The sequence below is a fragment of the Metallosphaera sp. D4-4 genome (assembly GCF_046245145.1).
Lineage (GTDB): Archaea > Thermoproteota > Thermoprotei_A > Sulfolobales > Sulfolobaceae > Metallosphaera > Metallosphaera sedula.
The window spans coordinates 1,783,984-1,803,013 of record NZ_CP176412.1 but is presented as its reverse complement, the minus strand read 5'-3'; the positions used below and the strand labels follow the sequence as shown (position 1 = coordinate 1,803,013).

The window sequence follows — 19,030 nt, the reverse complement described above, 5'->3', positions numbered from 1 at the left end:
AAAAAGTAGAGGAAAGTTACTCACCGTCTCATCCCTTTCTCGAGATTAGATGTTGAGAGAGTGAGTAAGTTAGACTCTCTTGGAAGGTGATGAAAGTTCTTGCATGTTTGATGGTGAACGAGGATTACGCATCTACTTATCTCCTCATCCTGTAACTAGTACCGCCCTTCCCAACACTCTCCCTTCCATTAAGTCCTTCAGCGCTGTATTAACTTCTCTCAGATGATATTTTCTATACACAGGCTTCACGACCCCCTCATGTATAAGTTTGACCGCCTCCCCTACCTCAGCCCTCGTGTATGACGCTGACCCAACTATTCTATGCTCCCTCATGATGGTGAGGGCAGGTCTGGCTAGGGAAATTTCCTTTCCTGTCACGTTACCCACTAGGACTAGGGTTCCCTCCCTTCTCAGGGCTCTTAAACTCTCATTTATGGTCTCTGAACCCACTAGCTCAATAACCACGTCAACATCCTTAACCTGTTTGGAGAAGTCCTTCTGTGTTATAACCTGGTCCGAAAATCTGGACACGATCTCGCTCTTAGAAGGAGACGTAACAGAGACTACCCTAGCTCCCAAGGACTTAAGGTACTGGATGGTATGTATTCCCACTCCTCCGCCTGCTCCAGTCACGAGTACAGTGTCTCCCTTTTTGACCCCCGCAACCTTGCTGGAGTGTATGGCAGTTGCCAGCGGACATACCCCTGCAGCGTATTTCTCGTATTCCCTATCGGGCAATGGGAAGATTCCCCCCTCTTTCACCGTAACCACTTCCGCATATCCTCCAGGTCTAGCTTCTCCCAGGAATCTAGCGTTCTCACATAGGTTCTCCTTCCCGGCTCTACAGTACCTACATTCCCCACAAGTCTCAACACCGTATACGCCCACCGGGTTTCCCTCATACTCGCCGTAAATCTCATGGCCGAGAATTAGGGGAGGCGTCAGGTTCCTGAATCCTCCCCTCCATATGACCAGGTCCCTCCCACACATTCCTGAAGCCTTAACCTTGACAGGGAGGCCCTCGCCCACATCCGCCTCTCTCAAGACTAGGGGTTCTGAGAACCTCTCGAGTACCGCAGCGAAAGCTCTCATTATTCTCCCCTAAAGTTGGGTTTCCTCCTCTCTAGGAAAGCCCTTACCCCTTCCTCAAAGTCCTTCGTGCTGAAGAGGAGACCGAAGAGGCTAGCCTCCAGGGAGGTTCCTGTCCAGATATGAGTCTCCTCTCCCAGCTTATAGGCCAGTTTCGCTGAGGCCACTGCCAGTGGGGATTTCTCGGCTATGGCGCTGGCCAATTTTCTTACCTCAGACTCCAACTCTTCGGGTTCAGCTAAGAACTCCACAATCCCCAGCTGATATGCTTCCTCAGCCTTTACTCTTCTACCCGTTAACACGAGCTCTAGGCCTTTCCTTCCACTCAACCTAGAGAGGCGTTGAGTTCCTCCTCCACCGGGTATTAGGCCCAGGTTTATCTCCGGCTGTCCCATCTCCGCAGTCTTAGATGCCACCCTGAAATCTGCTGAAAGGGCTAGCTCCATCCCTCCTCCAAGGGCGAGACCATTGATCACTGCTATCACTGGCTTGGTCAGAAACTGAATCTTCATGAAAACTTCGTGGAACTTCCTAGATGCAATCATGGCCTTGACTGGGGTTAAGGAACCGAACTCAGTTACATCAGCCCCTGCACTAAACACTCTCCCTTGCCCAGTAATCGCAATAATCCTAACGTCCTCTCTCTCCTCTAAGGAGTCTAGGGCCTGGTTTATCTCCCTTATCATGTCCCCGTTGATTGCGTTATACCTAGTGGGCCTGTTTAGGACTATCCACGCTAGTGGTGGTTCCACCCTCACGAGGATCGTGGAGTACTTTGACTCTTCGTGAGCGTAGGTGTGAAATCCCTGCCCACTCTTCCTTCCCAACTTGCCCTCCTTAACCATGGAGACCAGAAGGGGATCTGGGGAATAGTGATCCATGCCACTTGTCTGCTTCATTTCCTCAAGGGTCTTCACCACAACATCAATCCCAATCTCATCTGCATAGGAGAGAATTCCCTTGGGTAGCCCTAGGCCTAGAACGCATCCCTTTTCAGCGTCATCCTTCCCAACTATGCCTTCCCTAAGAAGGTAGCTCACTTCGTTGACTGCGGGTGATATGAGGTATCTTCCCAGCTTCTTGGAGGTTGAAGGAAGAGTGGGCCTAACGAACTTTCCAGGGGATGGATACTGGTAATATCCGCTTCCTGACTTGACTCCAAGTTTACCTTGGGACACCAACTTCTCTGTGGAAGAACACGGGAAAGCCTTGAAGCCTCTCGCCATAACGGCTTTCCACACGCTATAACCTATGTCGAGTCCCGTGTAATCTGCAAGAAGGAAAACGCCCATTGGGAAACCTAGTTCCTCTATGGCTGACGAATCTACCTCCTGAATCGAGGCGATACCTTTCTCAACCAGATAACATCCAGCCTCCATTATCCTTAGAAGTACCCTGTTCACAAAGAATCCAGGAACGTCCTTCACGACTATGGTCTCCTTGTTCATTGATTTCGCCATCTCCGCTGTGGCCTTCACTACGTCGTCGGATGTGTCCTTTCCCCTCACAATCTCCACAAGGGGCATCAGGACTGGAGGGTTGAAGAAGTGCATTCCAACTACCCTCTGCGGCGACTTCAACACAGAGGCTATCTCTGAAATTGGCAGGGAACTGGTGTTCGTAGCTAACACCGCAGACGGAGATGCGTGAGCCTCAGCGTTTCGGAAAATAGACCTCTTTAATTCAAGGTCCTCCTTTACCGCCTCTATTACAAAATCAGACCCTTTGAGGGCCTGTGCCTGGTCCGTCTCAGGATGAATCCTCGCCAGTACCTGCTCAACTCCTTCCTTGAGGGATCCAGATTCCCTCAGTTTTGAGAGGCTCCACTTTATCCTCTCCATTGCCTGTTGCAGAATCTCCGTCGAGATGTCGTTCATCCAAACCTCGTTACCAGCAATGGCAGCAAGTTCGGCAATGCCGTGCCCCATTACTCCTGATCCGATTACGGTTACCTTCAAGATCAAGACCTCAGGAAAGTTGTATGTCTATCCCCACAAGTTTTCTTACTAGATCCCTGGCTACCATTAACCTCTGTATGTCATTGGCTCCCTCGTATATGGTGGTGATCATTGCGTCCCTTAGGTAACGTTCTACTCCAGTCTGAACTTCTACTCCTGCTCCACCGTGTATCTTTATGGCCAGGGAAGAAACCTGTTCCGCTACCTCAGTAGCGATCATTTTTGCCAGCGAGGCCGCAGTTACTGCTAGGTTGTGGTTTTTCTCAGCTAGGGTTGCAGCCCAGTAGGTGAGTAACCTCGCTGACTCAAGGTGAGCCAACATGTCAGACAGCTTAAAGGCTATCCCCTCAAAGGAGATTAGGGGCCTCTCAAAGGCCTGCCTTTGTAGCGAGTAATTGAAGGCCCTCTCGAATGCTCCCTGGGCAATTCCCACGGCTTGGGCCGCTACGCCAACCCTGCCCCTATCGTATGTCGTGACCGCAACCTTAAAGCCCTCATCCACCTTTCCCAGGACGTTCTCCTCTGGTACTTCCACGTTGTCCAGTATTACCTCGTTGGGTTGCTCTCCCCTAAGCCCCATAACGTTTATCTTAGATCCTATCTTAACGCCGGGCCAGTCCCTCTCCACAATGAAGAAAGTCAACCCTTTCCACCTCTCCTTCTTGCTGGGCGGAGGACTTGTCCTAGCTGAGACCACAAGGAAGGATGCCTTATCAGACCCTGTGATGAAGTACTTCCTCCCGTTCAGTATCCACTTATTTCCTTCCTTCCTTGCAGTTGTCTTTATTCCGGCGACGTCACTACCTGCCCCAGGCTCAGTATTGGCGTGGGCGGCGAAAACTTCACCCCTAGCTACTGGTGGGATATACTTCTTCTTCTGTTCCTCGGTTCCAAAGATTAGGACAGGGGTAGTGAAAAGATGATTAGCTCCTATCCTTACCATGAATGCTGGAGACACCCTTGAAAGTTCCTCGTTGGCTATGGTGGTCATCATCATGTCTCCTCCCTGGCCACCGTAGGCCTCAGGAATTCCAACACCCATTAGGCCCATCTCCCAGGCCTTCTGGTAGATTTCATCAGGGATAGAGTTCTCCCTCTCTATTCTTTGAACGTTGGGAAGAAGCTCCTTCTCTGCAAATTCCCTCACTGTTCTCCTGAACAGCTCATGATCTTCGGATATCTTTATTTCAAAATCCTGCAAGTTTTCAAAAGGAAACAAGTTAGATCGTGTATAGATATATCGAGCAAAATATAAAATTTAGCTCGTGAATTTTGATACAAGAGCTGGAGGTAAGATATCACCTTTCCAAGCTAGAGAATCAGGGTTTTACTACATATAGAAAAAATGTATAACTAAACTTAAATGCTAAGAAAAGGTATGATATGCATGGGATATTATAACTACAATTTAACGGTGGATAAGCTTCTCGACTACGGGTCCACCGTGTACTCAAGCAAGGAGATCGTGTATAGGGATAGGAGGCGTTACACATTTTCCAAGTTTAGGGAGAGAGTAGAAGCCTTCGCTCAATCGCTTCTTAAGATTGGCGTGAAGCCGGGTGACAAGGTGGCTGTAGTTGACTGGGACACAGACGTTTATATGACAGCATATTACGCCGTGCCCATGATAGGGGCTGTCCTGCACACAGTTAACGTTAGATATCCCCCTGAGGTCATGCTCAAGACAGTGCTTCACGCTGAGGATAAGTGGGCCATTGTCAGGGATGAGTTTACCCCGCTCCTCGAGAAGGGAAAGGCCTTTCTTAGTGGGCTGAAGGGAGTGATAACATATTCAGATGAGAGAGAGAAGGTTAAGACCAGTTTCCCTACCCACGATTTCTGGGAACTCCAGGAGAGCGGTGAAAGGTTGCCTCCACAGGACATTAAGGAGGACATGCAGGCGACCGTTTTCTATACCTCTGGTACCACAGGTGAGCCGAAGGGTGTATGGTTCACGCACAGGGACCTGGTTCTTCATTCCATGAGCGTGGCACTCACCACATCTAAGCCTCCACTTCGGTCGTCACAAGACGACAACTTCATGATTCTCGTTCCCATGTTTCACGTTCACCAGTGGGGGTTCCCCTACGTCACAATGATTGTGGGGGCAAATTATGTTCTGCCTGGTAGGTACGACCCAGCGATGGAGATAGAGCTTATGAGAAAGGAACATGTGACATTCTCAGCCATGGTTCCCACAATCCTTTACATGATTCTATCTCACCCCAACGCGTCCAAATATCCAGAGGTGTTTAAGGGTTGGAAGGTTATGATAGGTGGGTCGGCTTTGCCCACTGGACTGGCATATGCAGCTAGGAAGATGGGGATAAACATTGCCGTAGGATATGGGATGTCCGAGACAGCCCCTGTACTAACCGTGGCCTATTATACACCTGAGGTGGAGAAGTTGCCAGAGGAGGATAGGTTCCTCCAGCAGATAAAGACAGGAGTACCCATACCCCTGTCTCAGGTAAGGGTGGTTGATGAGAAGGGAAATGACGTTCCTAGGGACGAGAAGACTGTGGGCGAGATAATTGCCAGGGCGCCTTGGCTAACGAGGTCGTATTATAAGGATCCTGAGAGGACAGAAAAGCTCTGGAAGGACTCATGGCTTCATACTGGAGACTTGGCGGTTGTGGACAAGTATGGATACATCAGGATCGTGGACAGAGATAAGGACGCCATAAAGAGCGGAGGCGAGTTCATCCCCTCGCTTATACTTGAGGACATCATCTCCACCCATCCTAAGGTAGGAGAGGTAGCCATTGTGGGCATGAGAGACGAGAAGTGGGGAGAGAGACCTGTGGCATTCATTGTTCCCAAGGGAGATCTAAAAGAAGAGGAGATAAGACAGTTCCTATTGACTAAGGTCGAGGAAGGGAAATTGCAGAAGTGGTGGATTCCAGACAGGTTCGTCTTCGTAAAGGAATTCCCGAAGACTTCCACTAATAAGATAGATAAAAAGGCTCTACGTAATCAACTAAGCTCTGGTTAAGTTCACTCCCTCGACTAGGGCAAATGGGTAAACCCCAGGTAAGGGTGCGTCCCACCAAGCTACAGGATATCTTTCCTTGGAAAGCTCCCTTATTCCGGAGATTATTTTTCCCAGTTTGTCAGCTATCCTCACCCTTCCTGCCACTCCTGCAGGTTTACCTCCCCTTATTACCACAACTGCATCCCTCCCAACGGTCGAAAACTGTCCCTCAGCCCTGTTCTGGAACCTGGTGTACCAGTTGTTGTTGAAGAGGATCACATTACCCTCCAGCAGGGAGCTCTCTGACATCTCTCCAGGAAGGACCTCCAGAGTCCACGGCCTTGGGTAGACCCAACCTGCGTTTCCTGTGGTGTCTTGATTAAGCATCTTCCCAACCTCTATGTTGAGGAGGGGACTGGTGTAGACCCCCTTGTTCACTATGGTTGTCTTCCTAGTAGGCACCGCCTCGTCGTCGAATTCCCAGGAATTTAACTCGTCTCCCTTGGGGTTATCGATCAACGTGAATTTCTGGCTGGCCACAACATCACCTGGCTTGTGGGTTGAGAGAAAGCTGTTTCCTGTCATTATACTGTAACCTGAGGCAGAGTAGGCCACAGTAGCCATGAGATTACCCATGACCAGAGGAGAGAGTACAACGTCATACTTTCCGTCTGAGATTTCGTATTTTCCCGTGATGGAGGCATACTCCTCAGCCCTGGAGATCGTGTCCTTCACCTTTCTCTCGTCGTAGAAGGAGGAGGCAAACGCCCATTGTCCGCTATAATCCCCGTTCTTGGCCCTGAAATATCCCTGGAACCAGGTTCTACTCTCCTCCCCCTCAAATCCGTGAATTGTGGTGAGCCTCTTGGTAATTACGGTGGCCGTGACAGTGCCGTATAGGGGGTACCTGGAGTTGAGGAGGGGAAGGAGACGTGAGGAATCCTCAAAGAGGTTCACTACCCCCTTATCAACCTTGGAGAAGGAATATTTACCTGACCTCTCCAACACCGTGGGAACTATCCTGGACTCGGGAAGCTGATCTAGTGCCTTGTCCAGGCTCACCTTGTCTAAGGAACTGACCTTGGTCACGGTGAACCTATTCCCCTTTCTCAGGAGCACATTGTAGTACTTGTCCCTCAACCTTTGAATGGTCTCAATCTTGCTCTCCACAACCTTGATGACTAGAGTCTGACTAGATATCTCCTGTACAGCGTACGCGTTCATTTAAATCACCTTAACCATGACGTTCCTGAGCCTGAGGTTTGGGCCACCCATGGAGACTGGTATTCCTTGGTCTGGATCTCCTTTACCACAAGTGCCAGGGTAAAACTCCAACGAGTCGTCTGCCCCGTCAATAGCTGAGAGGAACTCCGTGGTCTTTCCCTCAAGGACAGGGAAAAGGACCGGTTCCCCAACCTCCCCATGTTTTATCTCGTAGGCCTCAAGTCCAATGTATCTCTGACCCATCCTCATGTCATCTATGTTCCACTCCATGTAGGTCTTGAAGAATATCCCCTCTTTCACATCCTCAATCAGCTCCCTGAAGTTCATATCGCCTGGAACGAAAAACGTGTTGGACATCCTAATTAGCGGTTCCCTATCAAAGCTCGATGCCCTAGCGGATCCGTTGTCGGGAACGTTACTCCTTTTAGCGGTGAATCTATTCTGCAATAGCTCGTTTACCTCACCCTCCCTTATTAGGAGCTTCCTTCTGGCCTTAACTCCCTCGTCGTCTACCAGGAAATAACCCATGCTGTTTTGTATTGTTGGATCGTCTGCTACGTTCACCGCAGGGTTGCCAATTTTCCTTGAGTTCATAGTAGCCAGGTAACTGGTCCCAGCCTGCGCAAACTCCCTTCCCAGGACACGGTCAGCCTCAAAGGGATGTCCCACCGATTCGTGAGCCATAATTCCGCTCAGGATAGGACTAAGAACCACGTCCCTCCTTTCTGTGGTTATTCCTTTCCCCCTTTGGAGAATAAGATCTAGCGATTTGACCCTTTCCACGAGATGAGTTCCCACCTTGAGTTCCTTCAATCTCTCCAGTCCTCCACTCTCCCCCAGCTCATGCCATGCCGTAATGGTTCTACCGTTCCCAGACATAACTAGGTTGTATGAGATGAGGATTCTAGGGACTCGCCCCACAATCCTGGAGCCATTGATTAGGATCTCCTTCTCCTCTACGCTCTCGGAATAGGTCAGAACGAAGTTGTGAAGCTTTGACTCTATCCTCTGAGATAACACCTCCTTGGATATGTCCTTTAAGAGGGCAATCTTCTCCTCTAGGGAAATTGAGGAGAGCGGGGTTTTCTCTTCTACCTGGTAGGTTCCATTCTCAGGTTCGTTATCCAAAAAGTCACTTGACCATCCCACGACCCTCTCCGGACTGGGTTCAAGGTCGTTCGGGTTCTGTGATGACATGAAAAAGAGGGCATCATTGAAGTACCTAACGGAGTACCCTCCCTCAATCTCGTCGTAAACTCCGAGCAACTCACCGTTCATAAGGGAAATTACTCTTGATGAAATTTGATGATGCCTAACCTCGATGTACCTGAAGGGAAATCTGCGTGCAATAGATTCGAGCTCATCCTCTATCTGAGTCATACAATGATTGCACAACACGCATTAATGAACTCATCCCTAGTTACAGTATATATGCAGAGTAATATGGGGTAGACTTTCGGTAACTAAACGAACACCCCCCCAGATGAGAAATCTTATATGGACTTGTTTCAGACCTGAAAGACACTAACTTCACCAATCTTACAAAATTCTTTTGTACCATCAATCTAATTTTCATGTATGAGGATTGTAGTATTGGGGGCCAAAGGAGGAGTTGGGAAGTCGATGATCACTCTCCTTCTAGTGAGGTTCCTTCTCTCCCTGGGAAAGAAAATTATAGTTGTGGACAGGGACATGACAGGTTACATCTCATGGTTAGCAGGAATTAAGGGAAAAGGTCTCATGGCTAGTATCATAGATAATGAGGAACATGATTACTTGAAAACGTTAAACGTGGACAAGGGAGTTCTCCACATTCTCAAGTTTTACGGTGACGGACCGAGACTTGTGGAGGACGTGAGACAATTCTCAAGGGAAGACATAGCTACGGAGGTGAGGGAGAAGTATAGGGAAGTTATTTCCCTTCCCCACGATCATGTAGTATATGATAACAGGGGCATGATAGAACCTAGCGAGATCGAGTTTAGCCTTGAGATAGGGATGTACCTGAGTAAGTATCCGCACACCCACTCCTATTGGGTTTACGTGTCTGATTCGCTGGAGATAAACCTGAAAATGACCCTTGATTACGATGATTACCTTTGGAGTAAATGGTCAAAGAACCTTAACGTGAGGGGGAGGTCCCTGGTTATTAACATGGTACCTCCAAGCTACAAGCTTCCCAAGCTTGATCTTACCAGGTTTAATACAGTGGTTCAGGTACCATTCATGGAGGAACTGTTCGAGTATTCAGGTAAGATTGAGGATTTACCAGTGATAAATTCAATGAGTTCCATTGTTTCATCCTTTAGTTGATTCATGTAACGTCAAAGGCTACCTCAAGAAGTCTTTTAGCTTGTCTGAATCTCCAGTAATCTAGGCGTATTATACCCACCTCCTTGGTTGTTTGGGTGTGGTCCTTGGAGCAGGCGTTTATGTTCCATCCGGGAATCTTCACGATAACCAGTTCCTTGACCTCTGGGGGGACAGGGAAGTAGTCGTAAATATCGTTACCGTAAATTTTCTCAGCCTCGTTCCTGGGAACTATTTCCCTTAGGATAGGTAACCCTTCACTCACAATCCTATTGGCATCACGAATGACGTTCTCCATTTCTAGGTCTGTGGGTTTCCTGTCCATGATTACAGATATTCTTCCGTGATTTTCCTTAACGTATGTTGAATAAGTGATCTTGGTGTTAAGCACATTTTGAAGGGCCCCCTTCATCACGTGAAGGGCCGTGTGCGTCCTCACCTCAGAAGACGTACTCGTTCTGTCCCACCTCCCCCTTCTTCCTCTTTTCCTCCTCCCTCTTCCTGAGTTCAACCCTCCTGATCTTGCCGCTAATAGTCTTCGGAAGTTCATCCACAAACTCGATAATCCTAGGTATCTTGTAAGGCGAGAGAAGGGTTTTCATCTTCTCCCTTATTTCCTCTGCCAACTCCTTGCTAGGTGTGTATCCCTTCTTTAGGACTATGTATGCCTTCACCAATTGCCATCTCACAGGGTCTGGGACTCCAACGACTGCGGCCTCGGCAACTGCGGGATGTTCCAAAAGAGCGCTCTCCACTTCAAATGGCCCTACTCTGTAGTCTGAGGTCTTTATTACGTCATCCCCCCTTCCCACGAAGTAGAAGTATCCCTCCTCGTCGAAGTACGCCTTGTCACCCGTGTAGTAGTATCCTTCCCTAAAGGACTCCATGTTCTTTCTCTCGTCACTATACCCGAGGAAAAGACCAATGGGCCTAGGGTTCAACTTCACGGTTATATGACCCACCTCATAGGGCTTCGTAATCTCCTTGCCTTCATCGCCAAGAAGTCTAATATCATAGAGGGGGTGTGGCTTACCCATGGACCCAGGTTTCACCCTGAGGAAGGGGAAGTTCCCCACCATTGCGGTGGTCTCAGTCTGGCCGTAGAAGTCCCTTATGGTAAGGTTGAACTTGTCCTTCCAGATCTTTATGACCTCAGGGTTGAGGGGTTCCCCAGCACTGACCACTGACCTTAACCTCTCAAGCCTGAATTGATCAAGGTCGAGGGTAATGAACTGCCTCCAGGCAGTCGGAGGAGCACAGAAGCTGGTCACTCCCAGGTTCTCTACCTCACCCAGATATCTTCTAGTGTCCAGCTTTCCCTCATAATTTATTCCCACCACGGTTGCCCCTACTAGAAGGGGAGAGAAGAATGAGCTCCACGCGAACTTGGCCCATCCTGTGGCACTCAGGTTCAAGTGGAGGTCGCTCTCCCTGACGCCGACTATGGAGGCTGTGGTGATCGATCCCACAGGGTAGGACACTGCTGTGTGGATAACCCTCTTGGGCATCCCAGTGGTCCCTGAGGTGAAGTAGTTTATTATCACGTCTTCACCCCTGGTATCCTCCGGTTCCGCGTTACTGGATTCATCCTCCAGGGAATTCCAGGTCTCCCTCTTCCCATCGATGAGGAATTTCTCGACCTTTAGGGAGCCTAGTGCCTCCTCCATCACTGGGGCTCTCAACGAGTCAGAGATGATGGCACTGGGCTTCAGGTCCGAGAACCTGTACTTCATCTCTGTTACAGTTAGGTTGGTTGCACTTGGAACCATCACGAAACCTCCCTTAATTACGGCCAAGAACACTGCCCAGTGCATGGGGTGAACCTTGGTCATTAGATAGACCACATCTCCCTTCTTCAGGCCGTGTTTCCTCAACGTGTTCAGCACTCTGTTGGACATCAAGGACAGCTCGTGATAGCTTAGCTTCGCTTCCTCGCCCGTGTTCATGTCCCTCCAGATCAGGGCCGTCTTACTCCCCCTCGCCATAACGTGAATGTTCTCAAAGACGTCTCTTACCCAGTTGAACCTCCTCAGGTCCAGTTGACCAAGGAGTTTAACTATCTCCTGAAGGGACTTCTCATTGGGAGAGTTCTGAAATTCTATGAACTTCCGGAAAAAGTCTTGAACAGTAACCATGTATAAATCTATACAAAAACATGATTATTAATCTTAGGAGGGAAGAGCAACTGATAAGTTCTCTTCATAGATCTTCAGGATTGATGTCGTGTTATGGATAACGTAGTAGAGCGGTATGGCCTCAATGTATCCGAAGCCACCGTCAACTATCACCGTGTTTCCCACGACTAGTGGAGTATCGATAACTAGATCTTGTCCAGTTGAATACAAGTTCACGACTTTTCCTGTGCTCGCGTTTATGACCTGGATGTACTCAAAATCTGGGTTCAAGATATATCCGTCAACGTAAGTAGGTCCTATGAGACCCGGTGCACCCCTCACCAGGGAATCCTCCCATAGCACGTTTCCGTTACTCAGGTTTAGGGCCAGTATTTTCCCGTCCTTTCTGTCGTTAATGTAGATATGGCCGTTCACAATTGCGGGACTTTCGCCGTTATTAGCCCCGGTGGGAAGTACGTAACCAGATATGTTCCTGACCCAGATGATGTTCCCATTGGTTCCGTTCAATGTTACCACTATCTCCCTCGCGAGAGTTTCATTGAATAGTGGACCCTCGTGAAGTGGATAACCCGATATAAACCCATCCACCACATAATCTCCAGAAACTGCCATTACGGCGTCTCCAGGTCCTGAATCATACGTAAAGGGTAACTTTGCAATCCACGCAATCTTACCTGAGGGGTAGACTCCAACCAATGATGATGTGTTCTGAGGATAGGCTGAAGAAAAGCCTGCTACTACTATGTTCCCACTAGACGTGTTAACGTAATCCAAGCTGGCCATGTTCGCTGTTCCGAAAGGGCCAACTTTCCAGAGGAGAGATCCGGTCTCAGCGTTAACTGCATACATGTAACCGTCACCGTCATCGAAATAAATAGTGCCATTGATGATCACTGGCGTTGGCATCACCTGGGACTTGGTCTGGAAGAACCATACAGGTTTCCCGTTTGACGCGTTCAACGCCATGAGCCCTGAAAGACCTGTGAATTGACCCCTATGGCCTCCACCAAAGGCGTTGAGTAACCCTTGGCCGTAGGTGAAAAATGCACCTCCTAGTCCAACGTAAACCAGCCCGTGATACACTAGGGGTTGGGACATAAGGGTATCAGGCAACATGGCAACGAAAACTGACTTACCAGTGAATGCATTAACAGCGTAAACTATTCCGTCGGAGGCGGACACGTATACTATTCCGTTTGCGTAAGAGGGCGGAACCGCATCTCCCATCATTTGAACGTATCCTTCCCTAAACTCTGGAGTGAAGGTTTTAATTAATTTTAACCATCCTGTGATATTATTGAAATTGAAGGCAGGCATGATCTGCTGATAAATCCAGCTCACGTTAAGGTTCCCGGAAATATACGGCACTCTATTTTGCGAGTTGTCAAACACGGTCCACGATCCTCCCTGCGACATGTTTGGGGAGTTCTGCGGGAAGTAATATACGCACACTGGAAAGCCATCCATGTTGAAAAGGTTCATGACAAACTCAGGTTGCGTTGTTATAACAACGTTTTGATGTGTTGTAACCACGTTTTGATGTGATCCCGAAACCAGATACCCTATCCCAATTCCAACGAGTAGCGCAAGAACTACTCCGAGGAAAAACTTGTATTCCATGAAAGAAACAGGATTCTTACAACTATAAAAACTTACACGTTTATTTTTTAAAAATGATATTTAACTTTTAAAATCTCACTTTTGACGCGATTTCATCTGCTCTTTCTGACTAGTAATACCACAAGCCCTGCTAGGATGTCGAAGAGGGCGAGGGAGTAAACACCTGCCGTGAAAACCCCCGTTAAGCTTTCTAGGAAGCCTACTATGATGGGACCAGCGATCCCACCCAAGTTGCCCAGTGCGTTTATTAGGCCTATGGACGCTGCAGCTGACTCCTCGCTTAGGAATTCAGTGGGTATAGTCCAGAATACTGGAATGAAACTGTAAATTCCAATAGCAGAGATTACGAAGAATAGGAACGAAATCACTGGCGTCTTGAGTGTAAATGCGCTTAAGGATAGCCCAATCCCTGCAACGAGAAATATTGCCAAGGCCAGAGATTTCCTAACCCCGGCCCTGTCTGAATACCTGGAGATGAAGATGAGGGAGATTGAGGCAACAAGATATGGTATGACTGTGAGGTAACTTGCAGTTGAGGCGGAGACGCCGAAGCTCTTAATGATTGACGGCAACCAGATGGTGTAACCATACAGCGACGTTACGCCAAGGAAATATATCAGAACCAGTAGAATTACATCCCTATCACCTAGAGCTCTCCTCCACGAGGCGTGGGAAACTAGCTTCTGCTTCTCCTCCTTTTCAACCTTCATCTTGCTTAGAAGTTCCTCTTTCTCCCCCTCACTTAGCCACTTTGCATCCTTGGGAAAGTCGGTGAGGAAAAGCCAGATAACGGCCACCGACGCGAGAGCCAGTACACCCTCAGCCACAAATAGGTATCTCCATCCGGGATCATCTCCAAATACAGAGAAGAATGAACCAGCTATGAGTCCTCCTATTATCCCTGAGACAGGGATGGCTGCATTGAACAGGCTATTTGCGAATCCCCTTTCGTCCCTCAGGAACCACACGCTGAGGTAAAAGATTACGCCCGCGTAGAAAGGAGCTTCAGCGAGTCCAAGGAGGAACCTAAGCAGGTATACTTCAGGAACGTTCTGAACAAACCCTGTGAGAATTGTGATTATCCCCCATGCAGTGAAGGCTAACGCGAATACCTTCCTAACTCCAATTCTGCTTATGCCTAGGTTGGAGAATACCTGAGGGATAGCGTAAGCTACGAAGAATAGACTAGAGGCAATGGAGGCTATAAGATCCGCGCTAGTCTTGGGAACTCCCAAATCCCTGAACATCCCCGCTGAAATTGCATAGGATATGTTAACTCTATCCAGAAAATTTACTAGATAGAGGTAAAAAAGAATGGGCAACAACCTAACTATCCTCTTGGACGAGGATATGCTCCTCAAGGGTTGATTGCTCATCAAGATAATATTTGAGAAACAATATTATAAATACTCGTGAGAACCGGGAAACTATTTTCTTAGCCTGGTCTCCCTTAGGGCCTCGTAGACTAGTATTCCAAGGAAAAGGGTCACCACTCCTATCTCAAGGGACTGAATTCCCAGTGAGATAAGGAACACCGCAGACAGGGCTGTGGAGATCAACTGAAGTACAGGATAGCCTGGCGATCTGAAAACTCCGCGAAGACCCCTGTGCCTAGAAATCATTACCTCAAGTCCTGTTAACATGTAGGAGAACACTATTCCGAAATTACTGGCTAAAGCTATGCTCTCTACGTTTCCTAGGAATAGGGAGACAACCATAATTGCCCCCACGAGAAGGAGGGGATGTCTCACTGGAAGTTGAAAGTCCTTGGATAATTGATCAAGAGTCCTTTGCCCTGCCACAATTATTGAGAGCGTGACGCTCACGGTGGCAATTAAGGCAGAGGCGCCAATTACGTAATATATTACGGACGGCGCATGTATGGAACTCAGGGCGAGGGAGAGCGGTGCCGAGGACAGCCCGTAGTATGTGTAAGGTACTGCATCCACCATGGCAAAGATGACCGAAATGTAAATGAGGGATGTTATAACCAGAGACCACACGATAGCTCTGGGAATCACCTTCTCGCCGTTCTCGGTTGAGGGAGTGAGGGTCGCTATGGTGTTAAATCCAGAGTAAGCGAAAAATGCTAAGTTTGAGGCCAGAAATAACCCCGTCACGCCGTGAGGGAGAAAGGGCGTGAAGTTGTGGACTCTGACCCCTGCTATGACGAGAGCAGATACCGTAAACATGATAAGGCTAAATAGGTTCACGAGGACGAGAATCGTTTCCACGTTGGCCACGAGTCTCAATCCCAAATAATTGAGAAAAAGTAATACCACGATAAGGATCACAGCCATAGGGTAATACAAAATTGACGGAATATCCAGTTGAGTCATGTATCCCGAGAAACCCAGTGCCGTCGCAGCTCCGCTAATAGAATATGCAATCACCCTAAACCATCCCACGAGAAAACCACTCATTCCGCCCAAGGTCTTTAGGGTAAAGCTGTAAACTCCACCTTCTACATCAGTGTAAATCGAGGATAGTTCGGCGCTATTGAGGCCCACGGTCATGGCATAAATTGCCGTGATGACGAAGGCTAGAATTGCCCCAGGGCCCGCAGCGGATATGGTGGTGCCCGCCATGACGAATATTCCTGCCCCAATTATGTTACCTAAGCCTATGAAGAGGGCCTGCCAGAAGGTAAGTTTCTTCATTCACGGAAATGTATAGACAACGGTTAATTTACCTATCGAGTAGTTAAGTATAAGGAGAAAATGCATGACTCTAGAAGCATGTATATCTCTGAAAAATTTTTATAGTATCCGACATTTTACTTCATTTCAGCACATTAATCTGGATCTTTTTCAGCTTTGCTCATTTGCTCCAACTTCTCTTCCTCCACAATATTCACCGTGATCCCTGCGTTCTTGTAGGCCTTCGGGTTATTTCTCTTTATCCTGAGAGTGTAAAATATTGAAAATACCAGGAAGGCTACGCCCACGATTACCGCTTGCGTTACTGGAAATACTGGAGGCCATATGGACTCGTAGAGAACGAAGGCAAATATGGCTGTTGCTACTGCTGGTAAAAGGTAGTGCATCACGGGATGAAGGATCCTGTTAATCCCGGTATGTTTCTCCTTGAGCCTGTAGAACATTACCATTACCGCAGTATTGTTCGCAAAATGTGCCACAATAAATCCTACAAGTGCAATGGTAGTGAGGAAGTCAAAAACGTTACTCAATGCTGAAGACACCTGTTGAGAAGTGGCACTTAACGTAAGCATTTGTAAAGGTGAAACACCTGATAGTGACCCGATCACGAAACCCGATAGCACTGCTGTAACACTTGAGGCAATACCCACAAATAGAAGTGCCTTACTAGGAGTTATCCATTTCTCGTGAACATAGGCAAAGAACTTGGGAAGTATTCCGTCTCTTCCCATGGCAAAGTAGACCCTTCCTGCATTGGATTGCATTGCAACGCTATCCGAGAAAGCTGAATTGAATGCGAATAGGGCAAGCATGAGTCCACCCACAATTCCCATGAAATGGGCGTACACAATTATCCCAGGTATACTGCTGTTGGCAAAGCTCGTCATGTTATTCACTCCCCATCCCACCGTTAAAGCGTAACTTACCTCGGTGAGCACTATTCCCACAATGCTTACCCCAAGCATCAGTGCCTTTGTAATCGCCTTACTACTCTTGACCTCATCACCTAAGGGTGCTGAGCCTCCGTATCCAATGAAGCTTGTCAACCCGAATATCATTCCAAGACCTAATCCAGCAATTGGACCCCCAAGGGGCGCGAATTGAGCTCCGTAAACCGAGTTCCAGGCAAACGGGTTGAATACGTTAAGGGTATTGTCAGGGGACATTACGATTATGTATAAAGAGGTTATAGCCAGAAACGCTATTTCCGTCATAGCAGCATATCTGATATACTTCATTTGAGGCCTTATCCCCACAATGGCGAGCCCAATTGGAACAAGAATGAAGCCTAAGATGAATGGAATCCAAATCCATCCGGGCAAACTGATCCCAAAGAAGTAATTCAACACCCCTGGGAGTACCACACCAGCAACGTAAACCGGAATGGCCGCAGTACTAGCTATTTGATATACCGGATACATGAGACCGGTTACTATTGCTGTAAAGGGACCTAAGGCAGTGGCCACGTAACCATAGTATCCACCTGCACTTGCGTGTCTCTTGGACAGATGATATAACGTGTTTACTTCTATGAACATGGTAAGCATCGCTAGTAAGAACGCGAAGGGAGTTAGCACGAACGCAAAGGCCGCAGCTGAGGTAATGAAGGCGACAGTATCACACGCGGGCGCCATTGCAGCTATTTCCTGAGCTACAGCCTCAAGCGTGCCAACTACTCCTCTTCTTAATCTTGGAACTGCCTTTTGATTGGACATTTTAGGGTCGACCTAAAATTAGGGTTAACCTAAAGTATATAAACTTTCCTTAGTAATCAACATTATGGAAGAGAGTGTGGTAAGGAGGAACATGGAGGACTTAGGGAGCGAAAGGATTCAACTGGTGAAGATCGCTGATGGGGTATTTACGAGCAGAAATCCGTTTCAGGATGTCCTTCTTGAGGACGGGATTCTAGTACATTGCATGAAACATTGTATTAAGGGAGGTTGCGTTATTTATGAGGTCAAGATCAAGGAGCCTGTGTCTAATTGCGAAGCGGTGAACCTTGCCCAAAGGGTTGAAATAGTGCGTGCTATCGGGATTGCAAAGTCTTCCATATCCCTCTATGCAATGAGAGAGATATCTAGGAAAGCGAGCATCGTCGGGCTGGAGGAGGCTGTGTCTAAAATTTTGAACAAGATGAGAGAAGGAATGCCCGAATGTGTCTAGAATAGTAACTCTGTGTCTATACCTAATCTTTTCTTAATATATAATGCTTCAATTTAATTCTCTCGTTGTGCCTGAGACCTTAGCGAGAAGAAGTTTCTCCCAAAACATCAGTGTACAACGAGATCATGTTACCCTATAGTCCCTTATGTGTACCACAAAGCCGAGTTCCTTCACTTTCCTAAGCAACTTCTCGTCAGCCGTGTAGACCGTTTGCCCAAGGATCTTACCAAGTGCTACATAGGATGCGTCGTAAACGGTTATCCCGTAAACGGAGGAGAGGTGCACTGCATCCTTGATGAAGCTCTCGAAACCGTATAGGGTAAATTGAAAATCTTCAAGTATCTTGCCAACCTCCTCAAGCTCCCTCTCCCCTAGTCCATACGTATACCTTAAGCCGTTGAGAACTTCGAATGGTAGAATGCAAGGTGCAGACAAATCCTCCAATCCTCTTGCATATGCCTCCTTTAGCAGGACGGACTCATCACTATATTCTTCATTTGCAAACCACTTCACAACAACCGAGGCGTCAACTACTGCCAATTCCTATCCCGCCACTCCCTTATACTCTCCTCGGATCTCTTACCTCCATAAACAAGGGAAAACTCGTGGGACTTCACAGACGCCTCCTGGATTCTTCGATTATCCTTCTTCCTCTTTGTCCTGCTCTCCTCCTCCACTACCTCTTCTATCTTTCTCCTAATGATTTCGCTCCAGTTTATGTAACCAAGCTCGTCCATTTTCCTCTTGAGTTCCTCATCAACCCTTATGGTAATAGTAGGCACATGTAAATACTTGTTCACGTATATTATAAGGATTACGCGTATTCGTGATGTGTAATTACACAGCTATACATCCCCTCAGGGATGAATATTTTATTTCCCAACGTATTGATTC

At 47.8% G+C, this 19,030-nt stretch carries 16 protein-coding genes; 3 read left to right on the top strand and 13 right to left on the bottom strand.

The annotated features are described in order from the left end of the window. Positions 1-144 precede the first annotated feature (144 nt). From ACI49J_RS09720 to ACI49J_RS09710, 3 genes are read right to left on the bottom strand one after another with little or no spacing between them, the layout of a single operon-like run. Positions 145-1,092 (bottom strand): alcohol dehydrogenase catalytic domain-containing protein, encoded by a 948-nt coding sequence (locus ACI49J_RS09720; protein ID WP_240254302.1) that lies wholly within the window; start codon positions 1,090-1,092, stop codon positions 145-147. Beyond that, entirely contained in the window at positions 1,092-3,017 is a 1,926-nt protein-coding gene (locus tag ACI49J_RS09715) for a 3-hydroxyacyl-CoA dehydrogenase/enoyl-CoA hydratase family protein (RefSeq protein ID WP_240254457.1), read from the bottom strand. Before ACI49J_RS09715 ends, ACI49J_RS09720 begins: the two co-directional genes overlap by 1 nt. Before the next feature lie 40 nt (positions 3,018-3,057). Continuing rightward, positions 3,058-4,266: an acyl-CoA dehydrogenase family protein gene (locus ACI49J_RS09710; RefSeq protein WP_240254304.1), complete on the bottom strand. Its 1,209-nt coding sequence runs from the start codon at positions 4,264-4,266 to the stop codon at positions 3,058-3,060. A gap of 168 nt (positions 4,267-4,434) precedes the next feature. On the opposite strand from ACI49J_RS09710, the gene ACI49J_RS09705 reads away from it, so the two are divergent. Beyond that, positions 4,435-6,042 (top strand): long-chain-fatty-acid--CoA ligase, encoded by a 1,608-nt coding sequence (locus ACI49J_RS09705; RefSeq protein ID WP_275691923.1) that lies wholly within the window; start codon positions 4,435-4,437, stop codon positions 6,040-6,042. On the opposite strand, the gene ACI49J_RS09700 is transcribed toward ACI49J_RS09705, so the two are convergent. Then, the gene (locus ACI49J_RS09700) at positions 6,028-7,245 is read right to left on the bottom strand and encodes a TldD/PmbA family protein (protein ID WP_240254306.1); all 1,218 of its coding nucleotides are present in this window, start codon (positions 7,243-7,245) and stop codon (positions 6,028-6,030) included. The genes ACI49J_RS09705 and ACI49J_RS09700 overlap by 15 nt on opposite strands. Continuing rightward, complete coding sequence (locus tag ACI49J_RS09695; RefSeq protein WP_240254308.1) at positions 7,246-8,625, bottom strand: TldD/PmbA family protein; 1,380 nt, start codon at positions 8,623-8,625, stop codon at positions 7,246-7,248. Between the two features lie 198 nt (positions 8,626-8,823). Here ACI49J_RS09695 and ACI49J_RS09690 point away from each other — a divergent pair, with 198 nt between their 5' ends. Continuing rightward, positions 8,824-9,558 carry a P-loop NTPase gene (locus ACI49J_RS09690; protein ID WP_240254309.1) on the top strand — a complete coding sequence of 245 codons (735 nt, stop codon included), beginning with the start codon at positions 8,824-8,826 and terminating at the stop codon, positions 9,556-9,558. Between the two features lies 1 nt (position 9,559). Here ACI49J_RS09690 and ACI49J_RS09685 read toward each other — a convergent pair whose 3' ends face one another. The 6 genes from ACI49J_RS09685 to ACI49J_RS09660 form a co-directional block, all read right to left on the bottom strand. Next, the gene (locus tag ACI49J_RS09685; protein ID WP_318552105.1) at positions 9,560-9,967 is read right to left on the bottom strand and encodes an alanyl-tRNA editing protein; all 408 of its coding nucleotides are present in this window, start codon (positions 9,965-9,967) and stop codon (positions 9,560-9,562) included. 28 nt (positions 9,968-9,995) lie between these two features. Then, positions 9,996-11,690, bottom strand: coding sequence for an acyl--CoA ligase (locus ACI49J_RS09680; RefSeq protein WP_240254311.1), 1,695 nt, complete (start codon positions 11,688-11,690; stop codon positions 9,996-9,998). A 33-nt stretch (positions 11,691-11,723) separates the two neighbouring features. Then, positions 11,724-13,310, bottom strand: coding sequence for a PQQ-binding-like beta-propeller repeat protein (locus ACI49J_RS09675; protein ID WP_240254312.1), 1,587 nt, complete (start codon positions 13,308-13,310; stop codon positions 11,724-11,726). A 92-nt stretch (positions 13,311-13,402) separates the two neighbouring features. Next, on the bottom strand, positions 13,403-14,686 hold the full coding sequence (locus ACI49J_RS09670) for an MFS transporter (protein WP_240254313.1): 1,284 nt from the start codon (positions 14,684-14,686) through the stop codon (positions 13,403-13,405). 51 nt (positions 14,687-14,737) lie between these two features. Further along, positions 14,738-15,970 (bottom strand): APC family permease, encoded by a 1,233-nt coding sequence (locus ACI49J_RS09665; protein ID WP_240254314.1) that lies wholly within the window; start codon positions 15,968-15,970, stop codon positions 14,738-14,740. A gap of 134 nt (positions 15,971-16,104) precedes the next feature. Then, the gene (locus ACI49J_RS09660; RefSeq protein WP_240254316.1) at positions 16,105-17,685 is read right to left on the bottom strand and encodes an APC family permease; all 1,581 of its coding nucleotides are present in this window, start codon (positions 17,683-17,685) and stop codon (positions 16,105-16,107) included. 64 nt (positions 17,686-17,749) lie between these two features. Between ACI49J_RS09660 and ACI49J_RS09655 the strand changes: the two genes are divergently transcribed. Further along, the gene (locus ACI49J_RS09655; protein WP_240254318.1) at positions 17,750-18,136 is read left to right on the top strand and encodes a hypothetical protein; all 387 of its coding nucleotides are present in this window, start codon (positions 17,750-17,752) and stop codon (positions 18,134-18,136) included. Positions 18,137-18,259: 123 nt separating this feature from the next. Here the strand turns inward: ACI49J_RS09655 and ACI49J_RS09650 are convergent, their stop codons facing one another. Further along, the gene (locus ACI49J_RS09650; protein WP_240254320.1) at positions 18,260-18,676 is read right to left on the bottom strand and encodes a type II toxin-antitoxin system VapC family toxin; all 417 of its coding nucleotides are present in this window, start codon (positions 18,674-18,676) and stop codon (positions 18,260-18,262) included. Beyond that, a complete protein-coding gene (locus tag ACI49J_RS09645) occupies positions 18,667-18,918 on the bottom strand; it encodes a hypothetical protein (protein WP_240254322.1) in 252 nt (83 codons plus the stop codon). Before ACI49J_RS09645 ends, ACI49J_RS09650 begins: the two co-directional genes overlap by 10 nt. Positions 18,919-19,030 lie beyond the last annotated feature (112 nt).

Excerpts from the sequence above, each read along its gene's own strand:
- ACI49J_RS09720 (WP_240254302.1), bottom strand. The coding sequence starts at position 1,092 with ATGAGAGCTTTCGCTGCGGTACTCGAGAGGTTCTCAGAACCCCTAGTC.
- ACI49J_RS09715 (WP_240254457.1), bottom strand. The coding sequence starts at position 3,017 with ATGGGGCACGGCATTGCCGAACTTGCTGCCATTGCTGGTAACGAGGTT.
- ACI49J_RS09705 (WP_275691923.1), top strand. The coding sequence starts at position 4,435 with ATGGGATATTATAACTACAATTTAACGGTGGATAAGCTTCTCGACTAC.
- ACI49J_RS09700 (WP_240254306.1), bottom strand. The coding sequence starts at position 7,245 with ATGAACGCGTACGCTGTACAGGAGATATCTAGTCAGACTCTAGTCATC.
- ACI49J_RS09695 (WP_240254308.1), bottom strand. The coding sequence starts at position 8,625 with ATGACTCAGATAGAGGATGAGCTCGAATCTATTGCACGCAGATTTCCC.
- ACI49J_RS09690 (WP_240254309.1), top strand. The coding sequence starts at position 8,824 with ATGAGGATTGTAGTATTGGGGGCCAAAGGAGGAGTTGGGAAGTCGATG.
- ACI49J_RS09685 (WP_318552105.1), bottom strand. The coding sequence starts at position 9,967 with ATGAAGGGGGCCCTTCAAAATGTGCTTAACACCAAGATCACTTATTCA.
- ACI49J_RS09680 (WP_240254311.1), bottom strand. The coding sequence starts at position 11,690 with ATGGTTACTGTTCAAGACTTTTTCCGGAAGTTCATAGAATTTCAGAAC.
- ACI49J_RS09675 (WP_240254312.1), bottom strand. The coding sequence starts at position 13,310 with ATGGAATACAAGTTTTTCCTCGGAGTAGTTCTTGCGCTACTCGTTGGA.
- ACI49J_RS09670 (WP_240254313.1), bottom strand. The coding sequence starts at position 14,686 with ATGAGCAATCAACCCTTGAGGAGCATATCCTCGTCCAAGAGGATAGTT.
- ACI49J_RS09665 (WP_240254314.1), bottom strand. The coding sequence starts at position 15,970 with ATGAAGAAACTTACCTTCTGGCAGGCCCTCTTCATAGGCTTAGGTAAC.
- ACI49J_RS09660 (WP_240254316.1), bottom strand. The coding sequence starts at position 17,685 with ATGTCCAATCAAAAGGCAGTTCCAAGATTAAGAAGAGGAGTAGTTGGC.
- ACI49J_RS09655 (WP_240254318.1), top strand. The coding sequence starts at position 17,750 with ATGGAAGAGAGTGTGGTAAGGAGGAACATGGAGGACTTAGGGAGCGAA.